Annotated in this window: 27 protein-coding genes; 16 read left to right on the forward strand and 11 right to left on the reverse strand. The window is 64.9% G+C overall.

The features are described 5' to 3' along the window. Window positions 1-73: 73 nt before the first annotated feature. The 8 genes from ATF69_RS17060 to kefC all read right to left on the reverse strand — a co-directional run bounded on the left by ATF69_RS17060 (window position 74) and on the right by kefC (window position 9,470). On the reverse strand, window positions 74-535 hold the full coding sequence (locus tag ATF69_RS17060) for a PaaI family thioesterase (RefSeq protein ID WP_110960151.1): 462 nt from the start codon (window positions 533-535) through the stop codon (window positions 74-76). Further along, window positions 535-1,227, reverse strand: a complete 693-nt coding sequence (locus ATF69_RS17065; RefSeq protein WP_146871715.1) for a transglutaminase-like domain-containing protein — start codon at window positions 1,225-1,227, stop codon at window positions 535-537. Before ATF69_RS17065 ends, ATF69_RS17060 begins: the two co-directional genes overlap by 1 nt. A gap of 105 nt (window positions 1,228-1,332) precedes the next feature. Next, window positions 1,333-1,980, reverse strand: coding sequence for a trimeric intracellular cation channel family protein (locus ATF69_RS17070; RefSeq protein ID WP_056066046.1), 648 nt, complete (start codon window positions 1,978-1,980; stop codon window positions 1,333-1,335). A 181-nt stretch (window positions 1,981-2,161) separates the two neighbouring features. Next, window positions 2,162-2,530, reverse strand: a complete 369-nt coding sequence (locus ATF69_RS17075) for a hypothetical protein (protein ID WP_146871716.1) — start codon at window positions 2,528-2,530, stop codon at window positions 2,162-2,164. Further along, window positions 2,527-3,363, reverse strand: coding sequence for a hypothetical protein (locus ATF69_RS17080; RefSeq protein ID WP_146871717.1), 837 nt, complete (start codon window positions 3,361-3,363; stop codon window positions 2,527-2,529). The genes ATF69_RS17075 and ATF69_RS17080 overlap by 4 nt, the downstream gene beginning before the upstream one ends. A gap of 36 nt (window positions 3,364-3,399) precedes the next feature. Beyond that, window positions 3,400-4,545, reverse strand: a complete 1,146-nt coding sequence (locus ATF69_RS17085) for a PepSY-associated TM helix domain-containing protein (RefSeq protein ID WP_146871718.1) — start codon at window positions 4,543-4,545, stop codon at window positions 3,400-3,402. 30 nt (window positions 4,546-4,575) lie between these two features. Then, window positions 4,576-6,774 carry a TonB-dependent siderophore receptor gene (locus ATF69_RS17090; RefSeq protein WP_146871719.1) on the reverse strand — a complete coding sequence of 733 codons (2,199 nt, stop codon included), beginning with the start codon at window positions 6,772-6,774 and terminating at the stop codon, window positions 4,576-4,578. Window positions 6,775-7,559: 785 nt separating this feature from the next. Beyond that, window positions 7,560-9,470, reverse strand: coding sequence for a glutathione-regulated potassium-efflux system protein KefC (kefC, locus tag ATF69_RS17100; protein ID WP_146871721.1), 1,911 nt, complete (start codon window positions 9,468-9,470; stop codon window positions 7,560-7,562). Window positions 9,471-9,727: 257 nt separating this feature from the next. Here kefC and ATF69_RS17105 point away from each other — a divergent pair, with 257 nt between their 5' ends. From ATF69_RS17105 to ATF69_RS17120, 4 genes are all read left to right on the forward strand, one after another. After that, entirely contained in the window at window positions 9,728-10,366 is a 639-nt protein-coding gene (locus ATF69_RS17105; RefSeq protein WP_056066027.1) for a LysE family translocator, read from the forward strand. 129 nt (window positions 10,367-10,495) lie between these two features. After that, window positions 10,496-11,113 (forward strand): ParA family protein, encoded by a 618-nt coding sequence (locus ATF69_RS17110; protein ID WP_146871722.1) that lies wholly within the window; start codon window positions 10,496-10,498, stop codon window positions 11,111-11,113. Window positions 11,114-11,209: 96 nt separating this feature from the next. Then, the gene (locus ATF69_RS17115) at window positions 11,210-11,674 is read left to right on the forward strand and encodes a MaoC family dehydratase (RefSeq protein ID WP_056066019.1); all 465 of its coding nucleotides are present in this window, start codon (window positions 11,210-11,212) and stop codon (window positions 11,672-11,674) included. A gap of 32 nt (window positions 11,675-11,706) precedes the next feature. Then, a complete protein-coding gene (locus ATF69_RS17120; RefSeq protein ID WP_121942124.1) occupies window positions 11,707-12,648 on the forward strand; it encodes a LysR family transcriptional regulator in 942 nt (313 codons plus the stop codon). Here the strand turns inward: ATF69_RS17120 and ATF69_RS17125 are convergent. After that, window positions 12,641-13,168 carry a tRNA (cytidine(34)-2'-O)-methyltransferase gene (locus ATF69_RS17125; RefSeq protein ID WP_056066014.1) on the reverse strand — a complete coding sequence of 176 codons (528 nt, stop codon included), beginning with the start codon at window positions 13,166-13,168 and terminating at the stop codon, window positions 12,641-12,643. The two genes, ATF69_RS17120 and ATF69_RS17125, sit on opposite strands and share 8 nt — an antisense overlap. Window positions 13,169-13,284: 116 nt before the next feature. Continuing rightward, window positions 13,285-14,007 carry a ComF family protein gene (locus tag ATF69_RS17130; protein ID WP_146871723.1) on the reverse strand — a complete coding sequence of 241 codons (723 nt, stop codon included), beginning with the start codon at window positions 14,005-14,007 and terminating at the stop codon, window positions 13,285-13,287. A 35-nt stretch (window positions 14,008-14,042) separates the two neighbouring features. Between ATF69_RS17130 and ATF69_RS17135 the strand changes: the two genes are divergently transcribed. The 8 genes from ATF69_RS17135 to ATF69_RS17165 all read left to right on the forward strand — a co-directional run bounded on the left by ATF69_RS17135 (window position 14,043) and on the right by ATF69_RS17165 (window position 20,411). After that, on the forward strand, window positions 14,043-14,945 hold the full coding sequence (locus tag ATF69_RS17135) for a methyltransferase domain-containing protein (protein WP_146871724.1): 903 nt from the start codon (window positions 14,043-14,045) through the stop codon (window positions 14,943-14,945). A gap of 152 nt (window positions 14,946-15,097) precedes the next feature. After that, window positions 15,098-15,574, forward strand: coding sequence for a DUF2244 domain-containing protein (locus ATF69_RS17140; RefSeq protein ID WP_056066007.1), 477 nt, complete (start codon window positions 15,098-15,100; stop codon window positions 15,572-15,574). A gap of 59 nt (window positions 15,575-15,633) precedes the next feature. Next, window positions 15,634-16,803 (forward strand): cytochrome c oxidase subunit II, encoded by a 1,170-nt coding sequence (coxB, locus tag ATF69_RS17145; RefSeq protein ID WP_056746812.1) that lies wholly within the window; start codon window positions 15,634-15,636, stop codon window positions 16,801-16,803. Window positions 16,804-16,833: 30 nt separating this feature from the next. Further along, window positions 16,834-18,465 carry a cytochrome c oxidase subunit I gene (gene ctaD / locus ATF69_RS17150; protein ID WP_056066001.1) on the forward strand — a complete coding sequence of 544 codons (1,632 nt, stop codon included), beginning with the start codon at window positions 16,834-16,836 and terminating at the stop codon, window positions 18,463-18,465. Between the two features lie 11 nt (window positions 18,466-18,476). After that, window positions 18,477-18,587: a cytochrome oxidase small assembly protein gene (locus tag ATF69_RS23330; protein ID WP_225581085.1), complete on the forward strand. Its 111-nt coding sequence runs from the start codon at window positions 18,477-18,479 to the stop codon at window positions 18,585-18,587. A gap of 17 nt (window positions 18,588-18,604) precedes the next feature. After that, window positions 18,605-19,240: a cytochrome c oxidase assembly protein gene (locus ATF69_RS17155; protein ID WP_146871725.1), complete on the forward strand. Its 636-nt coding sequence runs from the start codon at window positions 18,605-18,607 to the stop codon at window positions 19,238-19,240. Further along, window positions 19,237-19,464, forward strand: coding sequence for a DUF2970 domain-containing protein (locus tag ATF69_RS17160; protein WP_056065993.1), 228 nt, complete (start codon window positions 19,237-19,239; stop codon window positions 19,462-19,464). Before ATF69_RS17155 ends, ATF69_RS17160 begins: the two co-directional genes overlap by 4 nt. A gap of 65 nt (window positions 19,465-19,529) precedes the next feature. Continuing rightward, window positions 19,530-20,411, forward strand: a complete 882-nt coding sequence (locus ATF69_RS17165; RefSeq protein WP_056065990.1) for a cytochrome c oxidase subunit 3 — start codon at window positions 19,530-19,532, stop codon at window positions 20,409-20,411. Between the two features lie 134 nt (window positions 20,412-20,545). Here the strand turns inward: ATF69_RS17165 and ATF69_RS17170 are convergent, their stop codons facing one another. After that, entirely contained in the window at window positions 20,546-20,767 is a 222-nt protein-coding gene (locus ATF69_RS17170) for a twin transmembrane helix small protein (protein WP_056065987.1), read from the reverse strand. Window positions 20,768-20,782: 15 nt separating this feature from the next. On the opposite strand from ATF69_RS17170, the gene ATF69_RS17175 reads away from it, so the two are divergent. From ATF69_RS17175 to cyoE, 4 genes are read left to right on the forward strand one after another with little or no spacing between them, the layout of a single operon-like run. Further along, window positions 20,783-21,571 carry an SURF1 family protein gene (locus tag ATF69_RS17175; protein ID WP_146871726.1) on the forward strand — a complete coding sequence of 263 codons (789 nt, stop codon included), beginning with the start codon at window positions 20,783-20,785 and terminating at the stop codon, window positions 21,569-21,571. Beyond that, window positions 21,513-22,268 (forward strand): SCO family protein, encoded by a 756-nt coding sequence (locus ATF69_RS17180; protein ID WP_146871727.1) that lies wholly within the window; start codon window positions 21,513-21,515, stop codon window positions 22,266-22,268. The genes ATF69_RS17175 and ATF69_RS17180 overlap by 59 nt, the downstream gene beginning before the upstream one ends. Then, a complete protein-coding gene (locus ATF69_RS17185; RefSeq protein ID WP_146871728.1) occupies window positions 22,265-23,446 on the forward strand; it encodes a COX15/CtaA family protein in 1,182 nt (393 codons plus the stop codon). Before ATF69_RS17180 ends, ATF69_RS17185 begins: the two co-directional genes overlap by 4 nt. Beyond that, complete coding sequence (cyoE, locus tag ATF69_RS17190) at window positions 23,443-24,345, forward strand: heme o synthase (protein WP_108498683.1); 903 nt, start codon at window positions 23,443-23,445, stop codon at window positions 24,343-24,345. Before ATF69_RS17185 ends, cyoE begins: the two co-directional genes overlap by 4 nt. The last annotated feature ends 5 nt before the right edge of the window (window positions 24,346-24,350 follow it).

The following is a 24,350-nucleotide window of genomic DNA, read 5'->3' on the forward strand; positions in this document are numbered from 1 at the left end:
GCGGGTCAGGCTTGTGCGCCGGGGGGGGGCACAGCTGGAGGCCTGGGGCCTTGGGCGTGACGCCCAGGGTCGCTCACTCCACGGCGTCGCGGGGCGCCACGGGCCCGATCTTGAACACGCCGCTCACCCGCGCACAGGGCACGCCATCAGCTGTGACCAGCCCTTGCGCAAACACCAGAGAGCGTGTGATGCGCAGCGGCTCGGCCTCGCCCTCCACCCAGGCGCCCAGCGGGGCGGGGGCCAGGTAGTCGATCTGCAGGCTGATGGTGGGCAGGAAGCGGTCCGACACCTGGTCGCTTTTGCGGTGCACCGACAGCGGCACCAGCATGTCGCAGAACGTGGCCATCATGCCGCCGTGCAGGTTGCCCATGGGGTTGGTGTGGCGCGGCTCCACGCGAAAGCCGAACTTCACCACGTTGCCCTGGTGCAGCACATACAGCGGGCCGTTGTGCTGGATGTAAGGGCCCCCGGCCACCAGCGGCGCAAAACCTGCGGGGATGGGGGCGGTGGTGGCGTTCTCGGGGGCGTGCGTCATCAGCGGGCTTCCTTTTCATTTTCAATGTCGTTGGCAAAACTGGCGTCCTGCAGGCTGCTGCGGGTGGCGTCACCCTGCAGCCAGCCGCCGTACACCGTGCGAAAGTCGGCCACGATCTGCGCGAGCGGCATGTCGTCAAACGCGCCGCGCTGGTGCACATATTCCATGTGGCGTGCGCCCGATTGGTCGAACGGGTGGTAGATGGAATCGTTCTCGCCGTCGAACTCCAGCGGCAGCAGGCCAAAGCGCTCGCACAGCTCGATGTTGAAGGCGGGTGTGGCCTTGCGCCAGGCGCCATCCAGCCAGATGTCGGTATAGCCATGCCAGATGAAGAGGTCGGTCTTCATGGTCTCGCGCATGCGCTCGGTGCTCAGGTGGTTGCGCACATCGGCAAACCCCATGCGCGCCGGGATGCCCGCCGCACGGCATGCGGCCGTCAGCAGCGCGGCCTTGGGCACGCACCAGCCGTAGCCGTTGGCCAGCACGGTACTGGCCGTCATGCCCTGGGGCGACAGGTCGATGCGGTAGGGGTCGTAGCGGAAACCATCGCGCACGGCCAGGTACAGGGCCACCGCGCGTTCGCGGCCTGTGGCGCCGTGCGCGTGTTGGGCAGCAAAGGCCTGGATCGAAGGTGCGTCGCTGTCGATAAGGGCCGTGGCACGCAGGTGTGCGGGCGTGGGTGCGGTGGTCATTGTTGTGTGTCTCCTGCAGTCGGACGGAGGCCAGTGTGCGGGCCTCGGGCACCCGATGCTGTCACAGGTGCGCCAGCCTTGCTGCGCCAGGGCTGGAAGCCTTGGTCACACCCGCCATGCGGGCAGCTCCCAGTTGCGCCACACCGCCAGCCCGCGCAGCCCGGCGGTGAGCAGCACGCAGACCACCAGCGGCGCCCAGTCGGGAGCCTGCATCTGGCGCAGGGCCACGTCGGCCCAGCCGCCCGCAAACGCGCACAGCGCATAGGGGCGGTGGTCGCTGAAGGCCTGGGGCACCTCGTTGCACAGCACGTCGCGCAGCACACCGCCAAACACGCCCGTGGTCACGCCCATCATCACGCTGATGATGGGTGGCATGCCGACGGCGGTGGCAATGTCCACGCCCACAGCGGCAAACAGGCCCAGGCCGATGGCGTCGGGCAGCAGCATGGCGCGCTCGGTGGGCTCAAAGTGCCGCTGGCGCATGAACAGCATGGCGCCGATGCACAGCGCCAGAATGCCCCACACAAACTCGGTGTGGCGAATCCAGAAAAAGGGCCGCTGGTCCAGCAGCAAATCGCGCAGTGTGCCCCCGCCAAACGCAGCCACGAAGGCCACCACACACACGCCCACGGCATCCAGCCGCTTGCGCGCGGCGGCCATCACGCCCGACAGTGCGAAAGCCACGGTGGCGGCCACTTCCAGCACAAAGCGCAGGGTGTGCACCCAGGGGGCGTTGATGATCAGCGAATCCATGGCGACGATTGTGCCGTGGCCGCTGGCGATTCCAGGGGAGGTTGATTGCTATATATTTGATAGCTATTGAGGCATGAATCAGTAGCGCTTGAGCGCATTTTGAGCAAAGAATGTGCAGATGGGTGTTGTGTATGCCCGGTGGGCCCCTTCAGGTCTCGGTGCAGCACTCGCCTGCGTCCACTCAGCGCAGCAGGCCCTCGCCCAATGCGCAGGCCACCAGCGCCAGCACACATCCGCCCAGGCCCAGCCACCCCAGCCGCAGTGCCCAGCGCTGGGTGGCCTGCGGCCACAGGTTCATGGCCAGCACCAGCAACCAGCCCAGCACCATCCATGCGGCCAGCACCAGGGCCACGCCGGCGACCCAGCCAGCAGCCAGGCTGGCGGTGGTGGTCTGCAACAGCAGGGTGCCCAGCGCCAACGCCTTGGCGCGCCATCGCGCCGCCCCCGTGGGTGTGTCATCGCCCCACGCACGGGTGGGCACTGTGCGGGCCCAGCAGGCCAGTGCCACCAGCGAGGCCAAGGCGGCGGCAATGCCCAGCAGTTCGTTCATGCGGTTTCCGAGGGCTGTGGGTGGCGTGGGGTGTGATAGGTGCTGCTGCGATGGGCCAAGCCCCGGGCCCCCAGCCGGTTGTGCAGCGGCCGCACGCTGCTGCAGGCTGCTGCCGTGCAGAGCATGGCGGCCACCCAGCCTTGCTGCAGCCCGGCCTTTGCTGCCAGGCCGGCACAGGCCAGCCCTGCCAGCAGCCACAGCAGGGCGCTGGTGCGGGGCGCCCAGGTGCGCACCGTGGCCGCAGGCAACCCGACAAAAAAGGACAGCAGCAGGCCCAGCATGCCGGCCGATCGAACTGGCTCAACCGCCACGATGTGCGCCAGACGGAATGACTCCACCGCCAGCGCCGCGCAAAGCCAGAAGGGCAGGTGCGCCAGCGGTGCCAACGGCCAGGGGCGGCCCGTGTGGGACACCACATGTCGTGGTGCCGCCGGGATGATCGCAATGGACGGGCGACTCCCCCGGCGCCGATGAGCCTGCTGCACCCGCTGCGGGCCCATGAACGCAGCCACGCCCGCGCAGACCAGACCCGTGGCCACAAGGCCCAGGGCCATGGCTGGTGCCCGGGCGCTACCGAGTGCCAGGCCGGTGAGCGCCGCCACGGCCAACAGTGCCCCGGTGCTGCCCAGCGCTACCCGCCACAGCGCCAGCGTGCGCAGCGCCCACGCGGCCAGGGCCGACATCAGCAGCCACACGGCAATGAGCACCCACACCGTCCACACGGGCCGCTGCGCCAGCGGGGCCAAGCCCGCAGGTCCCCACAGGTGTACGAACACCGCCACGAGGAGCGCTGCGGGCACGGTGGCATGCAGTGCCAGAAAGAAACGTTGCATGGTGGGTGTGGTGTGGAAGGTGGGGGGTGGTGCCCGTCAGCCCGCCGCGATGGCGTTGCCTGCGGACGCCGGATGCGCCGCGTCGGCCTCGCGCCTGCGCTGCTGGCGCGCATCCAGCCAGATCAGCGTGCCCGAGATCGACAAAAACGCCGGGGTCATGCCCAGAAAAAAATACAGCCACTTGAGCGCCAGCCCGCCAAAGTCGCCAAAGTGCAGCGGCTCCATCAGGCTGTTGACCAGCGACCAGAAGCCCGCCGTGCGTGGGTCGTGCACCTTCTTGGGAACGCCCGTGACGGCATGGATGTCCACCCGCGCGGTGCTGGCCAGGTGGCCGCGCAGGTTGCCGGTGAAACCCGCCTCGGCGGTGCCTGTGCCCCAGCGGCGCAGCGACACATAGCGCGCCTCCAGCCCCGGCACCGCCTGTTGCGCGGTGGCATACATCGCATCCAGCGACTGCATGGGCGCAGGCTCGCTGCCCTCGGCCTTGCGCACGGGCTGAGAGGGCGCCATTGCGGCAGGGGTGGTGATGAACTTGTAGCCCTGCTCGAACAGCGGCGCCAGGCCCATCCACGCGCCGGTGGTGGCGATCAGGATGTGAAAGCCCAGCCCCCAGATGCCGGCGGACTTGTGCAGGTCCGACATCACCACGCGAAAGCTGCGGCCCCAGCGCTGGGTGAATAGCTCGGCCAGGACCTTGCGGTGGATGACGATGCCGGTGGCAATCAGCACCAGCATGGCTGCGCCGAGGAACCCCACGATCCAGCGCGGCCCGAAGAACAGGAACACATGCAGCATGCGCAGGTACTGGCCGAGCTGGCTGTCCACCGGGCCCACCACCGTGCCGGTGTCGGAGCGCAAGGCCACCTTGGTGCGGGTGTTGGCAGGCGCGCCGCGCTCGCGCACGAACGCGAAGTAGCTGGGGTTGACGGCATCGGGCAGCGCAATGGTTTCCACCGTGGCGCCTGGGTAGCGGGTCTGCAGCTGCGTGAGCACCGCGTCGAGCGAGGCCGGCTTTTCGGAGCGTGGCAACTTTGCCAGTGAAGGGTTGGCCCAGAGGTCGATCTCGTTCTTGAACACCACCACCGCGCCCGAAAAGCACACGATGAACAGCAGCAGCCCCGTGACGATGCCGGCCCAGGAGTGCAGGGTGAAGAGGCGGTTGAGCGTGCGCTGGCTGGTCATGGCGTGTGGGCGATGTAGTGGGGCGTTGCGTCAGAAGAAGTACGTCACACCCAGGCTGAAGCTGCGGGGCAATGCAGGCGAGACCACGTTGGCGTTGATCGCGCCGTCGTAGTACGCCTTGTTGAACACGTTCTTCACGCCCGCCGTCACGCGGTAGTTCTCGCCCATGTAGCTGACGGACGCATCGGCCACAAAGTACGACGGCAGCGTGAAGGGGTACGAGCCGATCTGCTCGCTCACATAACGCCCGCCCAGTCCCAGCGTCACCCGCTGGTACTGCGGCAGTTTGTAGGTGGCCCAGGCGGTGAGTGTGTGGCGCGGCGTGAGGTTGAGCGGCAGGCCCACAATCGCCGCGTTGTTGTCGCGCGTGACCTTGCTTTGTGTGTAGGTGTAGGCGCTGGTGATCTTCCAGCCGTTCTTCAGGTCGGCGCCCAGCTCCAGCTCCAGCCCGCGCGCGCGCTGCTCGCCGGTCTGTACGCTGAAGCCTGTGTTCACCGGGTCGGCGGTGGTCACGTTCTGGCGCACCAGGTCGAACACGGCGAGCGCGCCGGTGATCTGGCCGCCGGGGGCTTCGTACTTCACGCCCGCCTCCCACTGCTTGCCGGTTTCGGGCACGAAGTTCGATCCACCAAACGTCAGGCCCGACTGGGGCAGGAAGGACTCGCCATAGCTGCCATAAGCGGCCCAGCCCGGCTTGAACTCGTACACCAGGCCGGCCGACAGCGTGGTGGCGTTGTCCTTCTGGCGCGTCTGCGTGTTGGCCACGCGGTTGTTGGTGTCGTTGGTGGACCAGTCGCGGCGCAGGCCCACCAGGGCCGTCCAGCCCTGGCCGAACTTGATCTGGTCCTGCGCATACAGGCCCGCCACGGTGAGCTTGGAAGGCGCATCGCTGGTCAGCGCCTCGGGGCAGGTGGCCTGCATGCCGTACACGGGCGCGAACAGGTCCAGCGCGCCGATGCGGCAGGTGCGGCTGGCCAGCAGGCTGGTGCCGCTGCGCACATCCAGGCCCGTCACCAGCTGGTGCTTTACGCCCAGCGCCTCGAAACGTGACAGCAGCGAGGTGTCGGTGGCCAGCAGGTCGTAGTCCATGTACTGGCGCGAGGCCTGGCGGTTCTGCAGCCGCTGGTTGGCCTGCAATGCCTGGTTGGAGACGAAGTTGCCCGTGCCTTTCTCGGTCTCGTAGCGCACGTTCTGGCGGAAGGTCATGGCATCCGACAGGCGATGCTCCAGCGCATAGCCCACCGTGGTGCTTTCCACGTCATACACACCGAAGCTCGGGTCGCCCGTGAACATCGTGCGTGACAACGTGCCATTGCGGTTGGGCAGCACCGTGCCGTAGGGCGTGATGCCCTGCTGGCGCATCCACTCGCTCTGGCTGTAGGTGGCAAACAGCACCAGGTCGGTCTGCGCGCCCAGGTCGATGGACAGCGACGGCGCAAACCACCGGTCCTTGCGGTAGACGAACTGCGTGGGGTCGTCGGCGTTGGACACCTGTGCGTTGATGCGCAGCGCCGTCTTGCCGGATTCGGACAGGGGCCGGTTGATGTCGGCCTGCAGCGTGCGCTGGCCGAAGCTGCCCACTTCCACACCCACCTCGTTGATCGCCTCCTTCTTGGGCCGCTTGCTCACCGCATTGACGATGCCGCCGGGCTGCACCTGCCCGTAGAGCACCGAGGCCGAGCCCTTGAGCACCTCGAAGCGCTCGTAGCCATAAGGCTGCAGCTTGGCCCACATGCCCGGGCTTTGCACCAGGCCATCGACTAGGATGGATTCGGTGGAGCGAAAGCCCCGGATATTCAGATCGTCAAACCCCCGGCGCCCAAAATTGACCGGGCTGACCCCCGCCACCGTCTGCAGCGCTTGCTGCACGTTGGTGATCTGCCGCGATTCCATCTGCTCGCGCGTGACCACGCTGACCGACTGCGGAGTTTCGAGCCGCCGCATGGGCGCCTTGCTGGCGGTTTGGGCCTCCACGGGCGCAAAGCCCATGTCTTTTTCGGTGCTGGCGTTGATGCGGACTTCTTGGAGCTGGGGGGCGGTAACGCTGTGGGCAGAGGCCGCGGCCTCTGCTGCCGGTGCGTCAGCCTGCTGGGCCATTGCGGCCTGGGCCAGGCACAGGGCAAGGGGTGTCAGGGCGAACAGACGGGCTTGGCAGACCGAAGGAATGGCATGCGCCAAAGTGCGGGCAGCGCTGGACGCCAGGGCTGCGCGAGAAGGCTGGAAAGGCATGGGTGTCCCGTTGGAGAGTGGGCAAAACGCGGAGTGCACTGGCTCGCGTGATGTCCCGGGACGCTGGCTGGCTGAAGGTGATGGATTGTAATGCGAATGATTATCTTTTGCGATAATGGTACTGCATTCCTTTGCTCCGGCTTTGGTCGCCTGCGACCGGGCGCCAGCCTTTCTTGGGGATGGCGAATTGGGGCAAACTCCCGGGCTGCTGATCGTTGAGAGGACGTCTGGTGAGACGCTTTGCTGCAGTCCTGGGACTGACCCTTGTCCTGGGCCCCGTGCTGTGGGTCACGGCCATGATGCTGTTCCACGACGGCCCTCCACCTGCGTGCAACTTCTACACCGTTCCCGTGACCTTCACCTCCGTGGTGCCCCGGCAGCACCCCCGAGGAGGCAACCGGGTGGGCGTACCAGACGTGCAGTTTTCGTATGTCTTGGAAGGACGGCGGTACACGAGCACGAAGCTATTTTGTGAATCGCCTGCCAACGCGTCCTACGAGCATGGCCGCATGCGCGAGTTTGTGAAGCAAGCGCCGGGCAGCTCCGACATCGTTGCCTGGGTGCCGAGCGGTGATGCCGGGGCGGGCTGTATTTCATTGAGCCCTGTGTTCGGATACAGCCGGGTCCATGAGGCCGCCCCCTTGTGCGGGCGGTAGCGGGCTGCGTTGAGGGCAAGCACTGAGGCCACGCGGGGCCGCAGCCCTGCGTCGATAGCGTTAGCTACTTTCCTGGGGTGCTGTTGGATGCTATTGAATGAATAGCAATGTGGGCAATAAAGATAAGCGCTAAGGTTTGTTTTTGTCGGAGATGCTGGTGTTCAAGGGGGCGTCCCCGCCAGGGCCATCCTCCGTTGCGCCGTAGCCCGGGTATGCACCAGCGGCCGCACCCAGCGCCGCACTCTCCTGCCGCTCACGCGCCATCTGCTCCGCAAACTGGTTGCGACCTTCGCGCGCCACGGCGATGAACTTGGCGCGGTCCTTGTGGTGCGGGTACATGCGGTCGGCCAGGGCGATGTTGTGGGTGCGAAAACGCTGGGTGATGGCGGTGGCTTGCGCGGGTTGCAGGCCCATCAGCTCCAGCACGGTGTGGGCGCTTTGCAGGCTGGACTCGAACAGCTCGCGCTGCACCAGCGTCACGCCCAGGTCGCGCAGCTTGTTCCAGTGCGTCACATCGCGCGCGCGGGCCACGACCTGCAGGTGCGGAAAGTGTTCGCGCGCCAGCTTGGCGATCTGCAGGGACTGCTCGGCATCGTCCACGGCCACCACCAGGATGCGCGCGTGTTCGGCCCCGGCGATGCGCAGCAGGTCGAGCCGCGTGGCGTCGCCGTAGAACACACGGTAGCCAAAGGTGCGCGCCACCTCCAGCATGTCCACGCTATGGTCCAGCACGGTGGTGGGGATGCCCTGGGCCAGCAGCACGCGCGAGACGATCTGCCCGTAGCGGCCGAAGCCCGCGATGATGATGGGCGCCTCTTGGGGCTCGGAGATTTCCTCGGCCTGGGGCGTGGCGGTCTTGAGCTGGGCATAGCGGCGCAGCAGCACCCGGTCCAGCAGCACCAGCAACAGCGGGCTGATCAGCATCGACAGCGCCACGGCGCCAATCAGCAGCGAGGCAGTCTCGGCAGGGAACACGTTGGCGCCGGCCGCGGCCTGGAACACCACAAACGCAAACTCGCCACCCTGGGCCAGCAGCAGGGTGAAGACAGGGCGCTCCTGGTAGGGAATCTCGACCACCTTGGCCAGGGCGTAGATGACCACGGCCTTGGCCGCCAGAAAGCCGACCAGGATGGCGGCCATGAGCCCGGGCGAGCGCAGGATGACGCCGAAGTCGATGCTCATGCCCACGGCGATGAAGAACAGCCCGAGCAACAGGCCCTTGAAGGGCTCGATGTCGGCCTCCAGCTCGCGGCGGTATTCGCTGTCGGCCAGCAGCACGCCGGCGAGGAAGGCGCCCAGCGCCATCGACAGGCCCACCAGCACCATCAGGTAGGCAATGCCCACCACCAGCAGTAGCGCGGCGGCAGTGAAGATCTCGGGGGTGTTGCTCTTGGCGATCCAGCGCAGCACGGGGCGCAGCAGCAGGCGCCCGCCGAGGATGATGGCGGCGATCACGCCGACGATCTTCAGCACCTCCAGCACCATCTCGCCCGGGGTGTGGCCTGCGCCTTCACCGGCGGCCGCGCCCAGCACGGGCAGCAGGGCCAGGATGGGGATGGCCGCCACGTCCTGGAACAGCAGGATGGAGAAGCCGGCCTGGCCGCTTTGTGTGCGCATCAGGTTGCGCTCGGCCAGCGATTGCAGCGCAATGGCGGTGGACGACAGCGCCAGGCCCAGCGCGCCCACCAGGCTCACGCGCCAGGGCAGGCCGGCCAGCGCACCCAGCGCGAACAGCACCGCCGCGCAACCCAGCACCTGGGCGGTGCCGGTGCCAAAGATGGGGCGGCGCAGGGCCCACAGGCGGCTGGGTTGCAGCTCCAGCCCAACCAGGAACAGCATGAGCACCACGCCAAACTCGGCGAAGTGCAGGATGTCCTGCACGTTGCTCACCAGCCCCAGGCCCCAGGGCCCGATGGCGATGCCCGCTGCCAGGTAGCCAATGATGGCGCCGAGGCCCAGCGCCTTGGCAATGGGCACGGCCAGCACGGCAGCGGTGAGGTACAGGAAACCGTAGGTGAGCCAGGTGGGGGCGTGTTCCATGGATGGGCGTGCGCTTGGGGGTCGTCGTGGGGAGGCAGAACACCGCGCCCCCGAGGAGTGGGGCGGGTGTGGCAGATTCTGGCACCGCTGCAAGGCGTTGGGTTGGGTGCCGTGGGTTGGATCTATGGCGCTATTTATTTGATAGCTATTAAGGCATGATTATCTAGCGCCTGAGCCTGTTTTTATGCAGCTCATGGTGCATGGAGCCCCGCGTTGCTAAGATGCGGGCCCTTCTTCGCACACAGGCACGGTGACCCATGGATTTGCAGACTTGGCTGGCTTTTTTTGCGGCGTCTTGCCTGATTGCGGTGTCGCCGGGCTCGGGGGCTGTGTTGTCGATGAGCCATGGTCTGTCGTTCGGTGTGCGCAAAACGGGCGCCACCATCCTGGGCCTGCAGCTGGGGCTGTTGCTGATTTTGCTGATTGCCGGGGCGGGCGTGGGCTCGCTGCTGCTGGCGTCCGAGGTGGCGTTCAGCATCGTCAAGGTGCTGGGCGCGTGTTATCTGATCTATGTGGGCTTCTGCCAGTGGCGTGCTGGTGATAAATCGCCGGTACAAGGTGATGAGACCGAGTCGGCGGGCACCTGGCAAAAACGCTGCCTGACCGGCTTTCTGACCAACGCCACCAACCCCAAGGGCATCATCTTCATGGTGGCCGTGCTGCCCCAGTTCATGACCGACACGCGCCCGCTGTGGACACAGCTGCTGGTGATGGCCGCCACCACGGTGACGGTGGACGTGGTGGTCATGCACGGCTACGCTGCGGGGGCGAGCGCGCTGCGCCGCCTGATGCGCAGTGCGCGGGCCGTGCGGGCGCAGAACCGCGTGTTTGGCGGTTTGCTGATGGCGGTGGGGGCGGGGCTGTTCTTCGTCAAGCGCGGTGGTCAGCACGCCTGAGGCGGCTGTGGCACCGCTAGGGTGTCAGAGGGTGCTTCTGATTTGATAGCTGCTAGCGCATATGAATATTGCGCTTGAGGCTGATTTGGCTTGTATTTTAATGGACCTGCAGATTCCAAGGAGCTTGTCATGCCAGTAGTTGTTGTCGCCAACCCGAAGGGCGGAGTGGGCAAGTCCACGCTGTCCACCAACATCGCGGGCTACTTTGCCAGCCAGGGGCATCCCGTGATTCTGGGCGACACCGACCGGCAGGAGTCCGCCCGGCTGTGGCTGGGCCTGCGCCCGCCCGCTGCGCGTCCCATCGGCAGCTGGGACACCAGCTCGGATGTCATCAGCCGCCCGCCCAAGGGCACCACCCACGCGGTACTCGACACGCCCGCCGGCCTGCACGGCTGGCGACTGAACGATGTGCTCAAGCTGGCTGACAAGGTCATCGTGCCGCTGCAGCCCAGCGTGTTCGACATCTTTGCCACGCGGGCCTTTCTGGACCAGCTGGCCGAGCACCGCCACGCCGCCGGGGTGCCCGTGGGCATCGTCGGCATGCGGGTGGATGCGCGCACCAAGGCGGCCGAGCAACTGCATCATTTTGTGGACAGCCTGGGGTTTCCGGTACTGGGCTATCTGCGTGACACGCAGAACTACATCCACCTGGCAGCACACGGCCTCACGCTGTTTGACGTGGCCCCTGGCCGCGTGGCACGCGACCTGGAGCAGTGGCAAGAGATCTGCACGTGGCTCAATTCTTGAAGGACAGCGTGAAGCACGACGTACATCCAATCCCCCGGGAAAACACCTGTCACCCGGCAGACAAGGCGCGACGGAGCGCAGGGCTACATTGCAACGATGAAAATCTTCCGCTCTTATTCCGAAGTCAGCGCCTGCGTGGGCCAGGAGGTCGCCGTGACCGACTGGATCACCATCACGCAGGAACAGGTCAACCTGTTTGCCCAGGCCACGGGCGACCACCAGTGGATCCATGTGGACCCCGAGCGTGCCAAGGCCGGGCCGTTTGGCGCGCCCATTGCGCATGGGTTTCTCACGCTGTCGCTGATTCCGCAGTTCTTCGAGACGGGCCTGACCATCGAGGGTGCGCGCATGGGCGTCAACTATGGGCTGAACAAGGTCCGCTTTACGGCGCCGGTGCCGGTGGGCAGCCGCTTGCGCGCGCGCCTCACGCTGCAGGCTGCCGAGCCCGTGGCGCCCGATGGCATGCAGATGACCTGGCTGGTGACCGTGGAGCGCGAGGGCAGCGACAAGCCGGTGTGCGTGGCCGAATCGCTCGCACGCAACTTCGGCGCTCCGGCCTGAGCCGGTTCGCCACCGGGCAGGAGGTCTGAACCATGGACCGCCTGCAAGCCATGAAGATCTTCGAGCGCGTGGTGGAAGAGGGCGGCTTTGCCGCCGCTGCCCGCGCCATGGACATGTCACCCCCCGTGGTCACCCGCATGGTGGCCGAGCTGGAGCAGCATCTGGGCACGCGCCTGCTGCAACGCACCACCCGCAAGCTGGCGCTGACCGACGCGGGAGAGTCGTACCTGCAGCGGGTGCGCGCCATCCTGCACGAGATCGATGATGCCGAGGCCGCTGCCGCTGCCAGCACGCGCGATCTGCGCGGCACCATCCGCATCGTGGCGGCACCAGTGCTCGCCACCAACTTTCTGGCGCCCATGGTGGCGGTGTGGCATGCCTACTACCCCAAGCTCATGCTGGACATCAGCATGGACGCCTATGCCTCCAGCCGAGTGGATGAGTTCGATGTGACCATCATGGTGGCGGGCGAGGACTTTGACGCCAACATCGTCGCGCGCCCCCTGGTGCAGGGGGAGGCGATCGTGGTGGCGTCCCCCGACTACCTGGAGCGCCGGGGCATTCCGCGTGAGCCGCAAGACCTGGTGCACCACGACTACCTGCGCGACTCGAGCGCGCCCGTGCGCCTGCAGTCAGGGCCTGGCCGCAAGCTGCGCCTTCAGTCGCTGCGGGCAGACGTGCCGGACGAAGAGGTGGACGCACCGGCGGTGTTGCAGTCCGTCAGCACCGAGCTGCTGATGCGGGCTGCTGTGGACGGGGCGGGCGTGGCAGTCACGTCGCGCCTGCTGGCCGAGGAGCACCTGGCCCGCGGCGAGCTGGTCCACATCCTGCCCGGCTGGATCTTTTCGCGCTACACGATCTATGCGGCGCTGCCCTCGGGCCGCATGCTGCCCGCGCGCACGCGGGTGTTTCTGGACTTCCTGACCGAACACGTGCCCCGCGCCATGGCGGAAAAGTCCGGCCAGCTCAGTTGAGTTGCGCGAACCCGCTGATGATCGTGCCCTCGGGCTCGACCATGACCTGCCCGTCGGGCATGGCAAAGCTGTTCTGGCGCCAGGCCTCGAACACGGTCACCGCCACCGCGTTGGACAAATTGAGGCTGCGCTGACCCGGCACCATGGGCAGGCGCAGGCGCTGCGCCGGGGGGAAGCTCTCGCGCAACTCGGGGGGGAGTCCCCGCGTTTCAGCGCCAAACACCATCCAGTCGCCGGGCAGGAAGCACGTGGAGTGCACGGGTTGTGAGCCATGCGTGGTCATCGCAAACATGCGGGTCGGGTCCGGCTGGGTGTCTCGCAGAAAGGCCGTCCAGCCCGCATGGACCTGCACGCTGGCGTATTCGTGGTAATCCAGCCCTGCCCGCCGCATCTGGCGGTCTTCCATCGAGAACCCCAGGGGCTCGATCAAGTGCAGCGAACACCCGGTGTTGGCCGCCAGGCGAATCACGTTACCGGTGTTGGGCGGGATCTCGGGTTCGACGAGGACGATATGGAACATGACCGCCATTGTCATCGTTGGACCTGTGAGTTGAGCAACCGCTCGTAATCAAAAGTATCCCTTTGGTAGGTGTGCACTACCTCCTCGGTTCCTGTTCGCTACCTGTCTGGTGCTTTTCAGTCCAGCTCCGTGCGCGCCAGCACAGCGCCTGTGACGTGCGCGACACCCGCCCCGCGCAGTGCCAACGTCGCTGCATGCAGGGTGGCGCCCGTGGTCATCACGTCGTCGATCAGTACCACCCGCTGGCCGCGCAGGCTGGCTGCGCGGGCGGGTTCAACGGCGAAGGCGCCGCGCAGGTTGCGCAGCCGCTGCGCCCTGGGCAGGCCGCTTTGTGCCTCGGTGGCGTGCAGGCGCAACAGCGTGTGGCCGTCTGCCTTGGCACCAGCCAGTTGCCTCGCCAGCAGGGCCGCCTGGTTGAAGCCCCGCTCGCGCAGGCGCTCGCTGGACAGGGGCACCGCCAGTACCCGGTCGGCCGCGTCCAGTGCCGGCTCCATCCAGGGTGTGCTGCGCATGAGGGTGGCCAAGGCCCTGGCCCACCCCGGATCGCCGCGAAACTTGAACTGCGCCAGGGCGTCGGCCCAGGGGTAGGCGTAGTCCACGGCGGCAATGCAGGCGTCGAAGCTGGGCGGGTTCTGCAGGCAGGCGCCGCAAACGTCAACCCCTGCGGGCACCCGAAGTGCACATCGCCGGCAACGCGTGGCGGGCTGGGCGAACCGCATCACGCAGGCGTTGCAGACACGCTGCGATGGCCATGCGTGGCACACGGCGCACTGGCTGGGCACTTTGTCCACCCAGGCGTGGAGGCGGCGTGAAATCCCTGGCAAACCCAAAAAGAGCATGAATCAATATACTCGCGCGTCCTTCTGCACCGCCCATGTCCTCCGAGCGTCCCCCCACCATTGATCCTGTTGCCGCCGCCCGCTGGCATGCCGCAGCCCCGGCTGCGTCCCCCTGGCTGCACGAAGAAGTGGCGCGCCGCATGGAGGACCGACTGCAGTGGATTCGCCAGGCCCCAGAGTCCTGGTGCCACTGGGACCCAGTGCGTGGCGGTCTGCAGGCGCATGCCCTGGTGAGTGCTCGCTACCCGCAGGCGCGCTGCCAGGTGTACGAAACCAGCGCGCATTGCGAACCCGTTGCGAGGCAGGCATTGGCCAAGCCCTGGTGGAACCCCGCCCGCTGGGGTGCTGGGGCCCTGCAAATGGGGCCTCCGGCCGATGCCAGTGTGCAGATGTTGTGGTCCAACATGGCGCTGCACATGGCGGCCGACCCGCAAGACCTGATTGGCCGCTGGCATCGCGCCCTGGCGGTGGACGGTTATCTGATGTTCTCGTGTCTCGGACCGGACACGCTGCGCGAACTGCATGGCGTGTACGCCGTCTTGGGCTGGCCGCCTGCGGGCCATGCCTTTACCGACATGCACGACTGGGGCGACATGCTGGTGCACGCAGGTTTTGCAGAGCCGGTCATGGACATGGAGCGCATCACGCTCACATTTGCCACGCCCGAGCGGCTGGTTCAGGAGCTGCGCGAGCTGGGTGTCAATTTGCACCCTGATCGCTTTCCCTCATTGCGCGGACGGCGCTGGCGCGACAAGCTCTACGAAGTGCTGTCCGAGCGTCTGGCCGATTCGGGCCAGGATGGTCAGTTGGCACTGACTTTTGAAATCATCTATGGCCATGCCTTCAAGCCTGCACCCCGGGTGCGCGTCAGTTCCAGCAGTGCGGTGTCGCTGCAGGACATGCGCGCCATGTTGCGCAAGGGCGGCACTGAGAGCTAACCTGTAACGGCGTGTCAATGACTTGGAACAAGGCACGCTACAATTCTTGGTTATTGAGATTTCGGGCATCTTCCCGCGCAATTTGGCAGGCTGTGCCTGTTGTGCCCAAGGCGCAACGTGTGCTGCAGCCGGCAGTCTTGTGAGCACTCACGGTGACGGGCTTGGTTTTTCGTTTTGCCACGGTGTCGGGTCAGCGCATTGACTGGCGTCTGGTTCGCAATTGTTCGGTCACGCCGACGCAATTGGGCTGGATGTACCTGTCGCTGTGTGTGGTGTCCCTGGGGATCGCGACATTCTTCTGGATGCTTGGCGCCCACCTGGTGATGCCCTTCGCCTGGCTCGAAATCGTGGCAGTAGGGATTGCATTCGCCATGTACGGTCGCCATGCGGCGGATGGCGAGAGGATTTCATTGCAGGGCTCGCGCCTTGTGGTGGAGCTGGAGACAGCAGGCAGGCTGGAGCGCGCGGAGTTTGACCGGAGCCGGGTTCGCGTAGAGCCCAAGACGGGAGACCATTCGCTGATCACGCTGTCTGCGCAGGGCCGTTCGGTGGAGGTGGGGCGCTATGTGCGCCCAGAGCTCCGACCGGCCTTGGCATCGGAGATCCGCATGGCCTTGCGCGCTGCCTGACCCCACGCAGGCGCGCGAAAGGGATTGGTTAAATTGAGGCTTAGAAGTAAGTGAGAACTATGAAGAGCATTTCCAACAAGCTGGCTTCTCTGCTGCTGATTGCCGGTGCATGGGTGGGCTCCGCAGCCCATGCCGTTCAGGACCTGCCTGGCGGTCCTGCAGTCAACCAGCTGAACCTGGCGCCGCCCGTCACCAAGATCGCAGAAGAGCAGCATTTTCTGCACTGGATGATGCTGATCATCTGCACGGTGATCTTTGTTGCAGTGTTCTCCGTGATGTTCTACTCGATCTGGAAGCATCGCCGCTCCAAAGGCGCGAAGGCTGCCAACTTCCACGAGTCGGTGACGGTTGAAGTGGTGTGGACCATTGTTCCGTTCATCATCGTGATCCTGATGGCCTTGCCCGCCACCAAGGTGCTGGTGGCCCAGAAAGACACCACTAACGCCGACCTCACGATCAAGACCACGGGCTACCAGTGGAAGTGGGGCTATGACTACATCACGGGCGAAGGCGAAGGCCTGGCGTTCATCTCCACGCTGGACAGCAGCCACCGCGTGATGTCCGACAGCGGCAACGTCAAGGACGCTCCCGCAAACTACCTGCTCAAGGTGGACAACCCCATGGTGGTGCCGGTCAACAAGAAGATCCGCATCATCACTACGGCCAACGACGTGATCCACGCCTTCATGGTGCCTGCCTTCGGCATCAAGCAGGACGCGATCCCTGGCTTTGTGCGTGACACCTGGTTCCGCGCCGAGAAGATTGGCGACTACTACGGCCAGTGCGCCGAGCTGTGCGGCAAGGAACACGCCTACATGCCCATTCACGTGAAGGTGGTGTCCGCCGAGGACTACACCGCCTGGGTGGCCGAACAAAAGAAGAAGGCCGCAGCCAAGCTGGACGACCCCACGAAGGTGTGGGCACTGGACGACATTCTCAAGCGCGGCGAGAAGGTGTATGCGGCCAACTGCGCCGCCTGCCACCAGGCCAACGGCAAGGGCGCTGGCCCCATCAAGCCCCTCGACGGCGCTGCCGTGGTGCTGGATGCCGATCATGCCAAGCAGATCCAGGTGCTGCTCAAGGGTCAGAACAACGGCGCCATGCCTGCATGGGCACAGCTGAGCGACACCGACATCGCCGCCGTGGTCACCTATACCAAGAACAACTGGTCCAACAAGACCGGCCAGCTGGTGCAGCCAGCTGAAGTTGTGGCCCAGCGTGGCAAGTAATCACCGCCCCATCGTATTGAGGAATTCACCATGAGCGCAGTACTCGACAACCACGGGCACGCTGGCGACCACGCACACGACGGCCACGACCACCATGGCCCCACCGGCTGGCGCCGCTGGGTGTTTGCCACCAACCACAAAGACATCGGTACGCTGTACCTGCTGTTCTCATTCACCATGCTGATGGTCGGCGGCATCCTGGCCCTGCTGATCCGCGCCGAGCTGTTCCAGCCCGGCCTGCAACTGGTGAACCCCGAGCTGTTCAACCAGCTCACCACCATGCACGGCCTCATCATGGTGTTCGGCGCGATCATGCCGGCCTTCGTGGGCTTTGCGAACTGGATGATCCCGCTGCAGATCGGCGCATCCGACATGGCCTTTGCGCGCATGAACAACTTCAGCTTCTGGCTGATGATTCCCGCCGCGCTGATGCTGGTCAGCTCGTTCTTCATGCCCGGTGGGGCTCCCGCTGCGGGCTGGACACTGTACGCACCGCTGACGCTGCAGATGGGCCCTTCCATGGACGCTGGCATCTTCGCGATGCACATCCTGGGTGCCTCGTCCATCATGGGCTCGATCAACATCATCGTGACCATCCTGAACATGCGCGCCCCCGGCATGACGCTGATGAAGATGCCCATGTTCGCATGGACCTGGCTCATCACCGCCTACCTGCTGATCGCCGTGATGCCTGTGCTGGCCGGTGCCATCACCATGACGCTGACGGACCGTCACTTCGGCACAAGCTTCTTCAACCCCGCCGGTGGCGGTGACCCGGTGATGTACCAGCACATCTTCTGGTTCTTCGGTCACCCCGAGGTGTACATCATGATCTTGCCGGCCTTCGGCATCATCAGCCAGATCGTGCCCGCGTTCAGCCGCAAGAAGCTGTTTGGCTATGCCTCCATGGTGTACGCCACCTCGTCCATTGCGATCCTGTCGTTCATCGTGTGGGCCCACCACATGTTCACGACCGGCATGCCCGTGACTGGCCAGCTGTTCTTCATGTACGCCACGATGCTGATTTCCGTGCCCACGGCCGTGAAGATCTTCAACTGGATCGCCACCATGTGGCGCGGCTCCATGACGTTTGAAACCCCCATGCTGTTTGCCGTGGGCTTCATCTTCGTGTTCACCATGGGCGGTTTCACCGGCCTGATTCTGGCCATGGCGCCCATCGACATCCAGCTGCAGGACACCTACTACGTGGTGGCGCACTTCCACTACGTGCTGGTGGCAGGTTCGTTGTTCTCCATGTTTGCTGGCGTGTACTACTGGTTGCCCAAGTGGACCGGCGTGATGTATTCCGAAACCCGTGGCCAGATCCATTTCTGGGGTTCGTTGATCACCTTCAACATCACCTTCTTCCCGATGCACTTCCTGGGCTTGGCTGGCATGCCCCGTCGTTATGCCGACTACCCGATGCAGTTTGCTGACTTCAACGCGATTGCCTCGGTGGGTGCGTTTGGCTTCGGTCTGATGCAGGTGTACTTCTTCCTGGCGGTCGTTGTGCCCGCCATGCGTGGCAACGGCGCCAAGGCCCCCGCCAAGCCATGGGACGGTGCCGAGGGCCTGGAGTGGGAAGTTCCTTCCCCTGCGCCTTTCCATACGTTTGAGAATCCTCCCAAACTGGACGCCACTGCAACCCGTGTGATTGGCTGAACACCATGTCCATGACCCCCGAGCAAAAAAAGAGCAACCTGCGGCTGGCGCTGATTCTGGCGTCCGTGGCGGTGGTGTTCTTTGTCGGGTTCATGGTCAAGGTGGTGTTGCTGTCCCGCTGAAGCCACTGGCCCACCCCATGAGCCTGCACCGCGAAAACGCCAAGATGGTCGGCAAGCTGGTCGTGATTGCGGCTGGCATGTTCGCCTTCGGCTACGTGCTGATCCCGATCTACAAGCACATCTGTGAGATGACGGGCATCAACATCCTGTCGCTGTCCGAGCGGCAGGTGCCTGGCAACGGTGTGGCTGGCAAGGATGTACGCGTACCCGCCAACACCCAGGTGGACAAGTCGCGCACCATCACCGTGGAGTTCGACGCGAACTCGCGCGGTCCCTGGGACTTCAAGCCGGCGCAGCGTTCCGTGCGGGTGCACCCTGGTGAACTGACGACGGTGATGTACGAGTTCCAGAACGTGCAGAACCGCCGCATGGCCGCTCAGGCCATTCCCAGTTACGCGCCCCGGCAGGCCGCTGCGCATTTCAACAAGCTGGAATGTTTTTGCTTCAATCAGTACACCCTGGAGCCGGGTGAAAAGAAAACCTGGCCCGTGGCGTTCGTGATTGATCCGAAATTGTCCAAAGACGTCACCACGATCACGCTGTCGTACACCTTCTTCGAGGTGGGCGGCAAGACGCCGGCAGCTCCCGAATCGACGGCGGCGGTGGTGCTGCCCGCGCCCAGCTCTGTAGGCATGCAAGGAGCCGGGTCATGAGTGCGCCCCTGGAGCCATCGGCAGACGTCAAGCCCTCGCAACGCAAGGGCTCGTTGCTGCGCACAGTGCGTGCAGTGGCATGGTCGCTGATTGGCTTGCGCAAAGGCAGCGAGTACCAGCAAGATGTCGAAAAGCTCAATCCGATTCACATCATCGTGGTGGGATTGATCGCGGTTTTCTTGCTCGTCATTGGTCTGATCGGGCTGGTGAACTGGATTGTGTGAGTGTGTGTTGGCTGGTTCGTGCGAACAAATACTGAAAACAAAGATTTTGAGAATCAGGAGCTGAAATGAGTGCATCAACCCACGGCGGAACCCCGTACTACTATGTGCCCGCCGAGTCCCGCCACCCGGTGATGGCCGCGGCCGGTCTGTTCTTTGTGATCCTCGGCGCAGGCCAGTGGATCAATGGCCACGACTGGGGTAAATATTCTCTGGCCGTGGGGCTGGTGTGGTGGCTGTTCACGCTGTACCAGTGGTTCGGCGACGCAGTGCGTGAGAGCGAAGGTGGCCTGTATGGTCACAAGATCGATCTGTCGTACCGCTGGAGCATGAGCTGGTTCATCTTCTCCGAGGTGATGTTCTTCGGCGCGTTCTTCACAGCCCTGTGGTGGGCACGCTCTCACTCGGTGCCTGCATTGGGCAGCCTGGACAATGCGCTGCTCTGGCCCGATTTCAAGGCCGTCTGGCCTAGTCTCGCCGCTGGCGCCACCGCTTCGCCGGCCGGCATCATCGAGCCCTTCCAGACGGTGGGCCCCTTCTGGCTGCCCACGATCAACACAGCGCTGCTGCTGACCTCCGGCGTGACGCTGACCATTGCCCACCACGCCCTGCGTGAAAACCAGCGTGGCAAGACCATCGGCTTCATGTGGGCCACGGTGCTGCTGGGTTTCGTGTTCCTGTTGGTGCAAGGTTATGAGTACTACCACCTGTACACCGACCTGAACCTCAAGCTCAGCTCGGGTGTGTTTGGTTCCACGTTCTTTATGCTCACCGGGTTCCACGGCTTCCACGTGTTCCTGGGCATGTTGATGCTGCTGGTGATTACGCTGCGCTTGCAAAAAGGCCACTTCACGGCTGACAAGCATTTTGGCTTTGAAGGTGCGGCCTGGTACTGGCACTTTGTGGACGTGGTGTGGCTGGGCCTGTACGTGCTGGTCTACTGGATGTAAGTCAGACCCCGAAGTCATCAAAAAAAGCGCCTCGCGGCGCTTTTTTTGTTCCACCCTCTGCGTGCTGGCCAGTGGTGGCCAGTGGTGGCCTGTGATGGGCGCAAGCCTCCCAGGCTGCGGACCAAGCCCTCAGGTCAACGGGTGGCGGGCAGGCCGGTGGGCTGGATATATCCCAGCTGCCAGGCCACCAGAATGCACAAAAACAGAACGATGGACAGCCCGACACGCACCGCCAGCGCTTTGGCCATGTGGTTGCCCTTGCTCTTGTCGTCGCGCCCATTGCGCATCATGAAGAACAGGGCCGATGCCAGGCTGGCCAAAATGGCGAGGAACGCCAGCACTACGAGGTATTTCATGGAGCGCATTATCCTGTGACCCCCCTTCGCCGTCCTGTGGACCTGCGTTTTTGGCTCATTACCCTGGCTGCGGTGGTGGGCATGCTGGTCACCGCCTCTTTGGGGCGCTGGCAATTGTCGCGAGCCGCCCAGAAAGAATCGCTGCAGGCGATGCTGGATGCGCGCGCCACCTTGCCGGCCATTGATGGACGCACGCTGACAGACCTGACTAACCAGAAACCCGAGGCGCAACAGGCCCTCGTACACCGTGCTGTGGTGCTGCAGGGGCGCTGGTTGCCTGCACACACGGTGTATCTGGACAATCGGCAGATGCAGGGGCGCCCTGGGTTTTTTGTGCTCACGCCACTGCAACTTTCTGGCGGGGGTGCTGGGGTGGTGCTGGTGCAGCGCGGATGGGTGGGGCGCAATTTTCAGGACCGCACCCAGCTGCCTTCCGTGACCACGCCGGCTGATACCGAGGTGCGCGTTCAAGGCCGTGTGGCCCTGGCGCCCTCGCGGCTGTATGAGTTCCAAGGGGGCAATAGCGCACAGGGGTCTTCCCGCATCCGGCAAAATCTCGACCTGGCAGCGTTCCGTACCGAAACCGGTCTGGCGCTCGCCTCCCTTACGGTGTTGCAGACAGGCCCGGCAGGCGACGCGGGCGATGGCCTGCAACGCGACTGGCCTGTGGTCGGCGCAGGCGTCGAAAAACACTACGGTTACGCATTTCAATGGTTTGGGCTCTGCGGCCTGATAGCACTCCTTTATGTCTGGTTCCAAATCGTCCGACGGTTCATTCGCCCGCGCAGCCAGCCTGCCGCCTGATTCACAGGCAGGTGCCCGTGCGGAGTACCCGCTGGGGCTGACCGTGCACACCTTGCCCGAGGCGGGGGACGCGGTCGCCACCGTGCAGCGTGCGCGCCATGGGCGCTGGAAGATGCTGGGCGTGCTGCTGATCTGCGCGGCGCCGGTGGTTGCCTCGTACTTCACTTACTACGTGATCCGCCCGGAGGGGCGGCGCAATTACGGCGAGTTGATCAATCCCCAGCGCACGGTGCCTGCGCTCATAGCCTCCACTCTCGATGGGGGACCCGCCCGGCTGGAGTCCCTCAAAGGCCAATGGTTGCTGGTGAGCGTAGCGGGGGGCGACTGTGATCCGGCCTGCCAGAAGCACCTGTACCTGCAGCGCCAGCTGCGCGAGAGCCTGGGCAAGGAAAAGGACCGTGTGGACTGGGTCTGGCTGATCAACGACAACGCTTTGCCTCCGGCCGCTCTCACGCCCGCCCTGCAACAGGCTACCGTGTTGCGGGTGGACCCGGGCGCGCTCAAGGCCTGGCTGGAGCCTGCCCCGGGCCAGCAGCTGGCGGACCACCTCTATGTGGTGGACCCGATGGGCAACTGGATGATGCGTTTTCCGGCCGCCATGGACACCGGTGGCGCCGCCAAGGCCAAGCGTGACCTTGAGCGTCTGCTGCGCGCTTCTTCTTCGTGGGACGAGCCGGGGCGGCCGGTCAAGCCATGACCGATACCCAACCGCTGTACGACCTGGCTCCAGTGCTCGAGCTGATGCTGCTCGGCCTGGTGATTGCGCTGGGGCCGCTGGTCTGGGTGTGGGCGCGTAATCGCCACAGCTCTCCCATGCGGCGCCTGCAGGCGCTCACGGTGCTCACGTTGTTCCTCACGTTTGATCTGGTGCTGTTTGGCGCTTTCACGCGCCTGACCGACTCGGGCCTCGGTTGCCCCGACTGGCCTGGCTGCTATGGCAGTGCCAGCCCGGTGGGCGCTCGCGCCGAGATATCAGCCGCCCAGCAGGCCATGCCCACCGGCCCGGTGACCCACGGCAAGGCCTGGATCGAGATGATCCACCGTTACCTCGCCACGGGGGTGGGGGTGCTGATCATCGTCATCACTGTCTCCTCCTGGGTGCAGCAGCGGCGTGCCCAGCGCGATGGCGGGCAGGCGCCTCCGCTCAGTCCCTGGTGGCCTACGGTGACCTTGTTGTGGGTGTGCCTGCAGGGTGCGTTTGGCGCGCTCACGGTGACCATGAAGCTCTTTCCCGCCATCGTTACCTTGCACCTGATCGGTGGCCTGGTGCTGCTGGCCCTGTTGTGTGTGCAGGCGGTACGACACACCCACAGTGCCCAGGGGCGCTCACCGGTGGCCTTGTCCCCCGCGCTGCGCTGGGGGCTGGTACTGACGGCACTGCTGCTCGCCCTTCAGGTGGTGCTGGGGGGCTGGGTCAGCACCAACTACGCGGTGCTGGCATGCACTACCTTCCCCACCTGCCAGGGCAGCTGGTGGCCCGCCATGGACTTTGCGCAAGGCTTCCAGATCTGGCGCAAGCTGGGCCTGTTGCAAGACGGCAGCCACATCAGCTTTGCTGGGCTCACCGCCATTCACTACGTGCACCGCCTGATGGCCTATGTGGTGCTGCTGGCGCTGGGCCTGGTGGCCTGGCGCTTTCACCGCAGTGGCGTGCTACCCGCGCAGGCGCGGTGGATCGGCGGGCTGACCTTGCTGCAACTGGTGACGGGTTTGTCCAACGTGGTGCTGGACTGGCCCCTGGTGGCGGCGGTGCTGCATACCGGCGGTGCCGCAGCTTTGGTGGTGGTGTTGACCTGGGCCTTGGTGTCCAGCCGCGCGGCGCCCGCGCCCCGAGAGTTTTCCGCGCCCACGGGCGCATCGAGAGTATCTGCATGAGTGTTGCCCCCTCCGCCGTTGCTGCGCCGCCCTCGCGGTTCCAGCAGTTTTACGCGCTGACCAAGCCCCGCGTGGTACAGCTCATCGTCTTTTGTGCGCTGATCGGCATGGTGCTGGCCGTGCCCGGCCTGCCCAACGCTGCACAACTGGGCCACATGGCGCTGGCCTGCCTGGGCGTGTGGCTGGTGGCGGGTGCTGCAGCCGCGTTCAATTGCATCGTCGAGCAAGGCATTGACGCCAAGATGAAGCGTACCGCCTGGCGGCCCACGGCCAAGGGTGAGCTGTCCAACGCGCAGACCCTGCTGTTCTCGGCCGTACTCTGTGCCGCAGGCTCCGTACTGCTGTATGTCTGGATCAACCCGCTGACCATGTGGCTCACCTTTGCCACCTTTGTGGGTTACGCGGTGGTCTACACCGTGATCCTGAAGCCCCTGACGCCCCAGAACATCGTCATTGGCGGCGCCTCGGGGGCCATGCCGCCGGTGCTGGGTTGGGCGGCCATGACCAACGATGTAGGGCCCGAGGCGCTTATCCTCTTTCTCATTATCTTTTTGTGGACGCCGCCGCACTTCTGGGCGCTGGCTCTGTACCGGGTGGAGGACTACCGCAAGTCTGGCCTGCCCATGCTGCCGGTCACGCACGGCAACGAGTTCACGCGGTTGCAGGTGTTCTTGTACACGCTGATCCTGCTGGCCGGGTGCATGATGCCTTTCATTTACGGCATGAGTTCCTGGATTTATCTGGTTGCCGCCGTGCTCCTCAGTCTGGGTTTCTGCGGGTACGCGTTCGCGCTGTGGCGCAATTATTCGGACGCTCTGGCCCGCAAGACCTTCCGCTTCTCCCTTATCCACCTGAGCGTGCTGTTTGCTGCACTGCTAGTGGACCACTATGTGCTGTGATGATC

It is taken from the genome of Acidovorax delafieldii, from assembly GCF_007993815.1.
In the GTDB taxonomy this organism is placed as follows: Bacteria; Pseudomonadota; Gammaproteobacteria; order Burkholderiales; family Burkholderiaceae_C; genus Acidovorax; species Acidovorax delafieldii.

Coding starts and splice junctions, on each gene's coding strand:
- kefC (WP_146871721.1), bottom strand. CDS start 9,470: ATGGAACACGCCCCCACCTGGCTCACCTACGGTTTCCTGTACCTCACC.
- ctaD (WP_056066001.1), top strand. CDS start 16,834: ATGAGCGCAGTACTCGACAACCACGGGCACGCTGGCGACCACGCACAC.
- ATF69_RS17085 (WP_146871718.1), bottom strand. CDS start 4,545: ATGACCAGCCAGCGCACGCTCAACCGCCTCTTCACCCTGCACTCCTGG.
- ATF69_RS17160 (WP_056065993.1), top strand. CDS start 19,237: ATGAGTGCGCCCCTGGAGCCATCGGCAGACGTCAAGCCCTCGCAACGC.
- ATF69_RS17130 (WP_146871723.1), bottom strand. CDS start 14,007: ATGCTCTTTTTGGGTTTGCCAGGGATTTCACGCCGCCTCCACGCCTGG.
- ATF69_RS17120 (WP_121942124.1), top strand. CDS start 11,707: ATGGACCGCCTGCAAGCCATGAAGATCTTCGAGCGCGTGGTGGAAGAG.
- ATF69_RS17115 (WP_056066019.1), top strand. CDS start 11,210: ATGAAAATCTTCCGCTCTTATTCCGAAGTCAGCGCCTGCGTGGGCCAG.
- ATF69_RS17075 (WP_146871716.1), bottom strand. CDS start 2,530: ATGAACGAACTGCTGGGCATTGCCGCCGCCTTGGCCTCGCTGGTGGCA.
- ATF69_RS17165 (WP_056065990.1), top strand. CDS start 19,530: ATGAGTGCATCAACCCACGGCGGAACCCCGTACTACTATGTGCCCGCC.
- ATF69_RS17080 (WP_146871717.1), bottom strand. CDS start 3,363: ATGCAACGTTTCTTTCTGGCACTGCATGCCACCGTGCCCGCAGCGCTC.
- ATF69_RS17180 (WP_146871727.1), top strand. CDS start 21,513: ATGTCTGGTTCCAAATCGTCCGACGGTTCATTCGCCCGCGCAGCCAGC.
- ATF69_RS17185 (WP_146871728.1), top strand. CDS start 22,265: ATGACCGATACCCAACCGCTGTACGACCTGGCTCCAGTGCTCGAGCTG.
- ATF69_RS17070 (WP_056066046.1), bottom strand. CDS start 1,980: ATGGATTCGCTGATCATCAACGCCCCCTGGGTGCACACCCTGCGCTTT.
- ATF69_RS17065 (WP_146871715.1), bottom strand. CDS start 1,227: ATGACCACCGCACCCACGCCCGCACACCTGCGTGCCACGGCCCTTATC.
- ATF69_RS17135 (WP_146871724.1), top strand. CDS start 14,043: ATGTCCTCCGAGCGTCCCCCCACCATTGATCCTGTTGCCGCCGCCCGC.
- ATF69_RS17110 (WP_146871722.1), top strand. CDS start 10,496: ATGCCAGTAGTTGTTGTCGCCAACCCGAAGGGCGGAGTGGGCAAGTCC.
- ATF69_RS23330 (WP_225581085.1), top strand. CDS start 18,477: ATGACCCCCGAGCAAAAAAAGAGCAACCTGCGGCTGGCGCTGATTCTG.
- ATF69_RS17090 (WP_146871719.1), bottom strand. CDS start 6,774: ATGCCTTTCCAGCCTTCTCGCGCAGCCCTGGCGTCCAGCGCTGCCCGC.
- coxB (WP_056746812.1), top strand. CDS start 15,634: ATGAAGAGCATTTCCAACAAGCTGGCTTCTCTGCTGCTGATTGCCGGT.
- ATF69_RS17125 (WP_056066014.1), bottom strand. CDS start 13,168: ATGTTCCATATCGTCCTCGTCGAACCCGAGATCCCGCCCAACACCGGT.
- ATF69_RS17105 (WP_056066027.1), top strand. CDS start 9,728: ATGGATTTGCAGACTTGGCTGGCTTTTTTTGCGGCGTCTTGCCTGATT.
- cyoE (WP_108498683.1), top strand. CDS start 23,443: ATGAGTGTTGCCCCCTCCGCCGTTGCTGCGCCGCCCTCGCGGTTCCAG.
- ATF69_RS17060 (WP_110960151.1), bottom strand. CDS start 535: ATGACGCACGCCCCCGAGAACGCCACCACCGCCCCCATCCCCGCAGGT.
- ATF69_RS17170 (WP_056065987.1), bottom strand. CDS start 20,767: ATGAAATACCTCGTAGTGCTGGCGTTCCTCGCCATTTTGGCCAGCCTG.
- ATF69_RS17155 (WP_146871725.1), top strand. CDS start 18,605: ATGAGCCTGCACCGCGAAAACGCCAAGATGGTCGGCAAGCTGGTCGTG.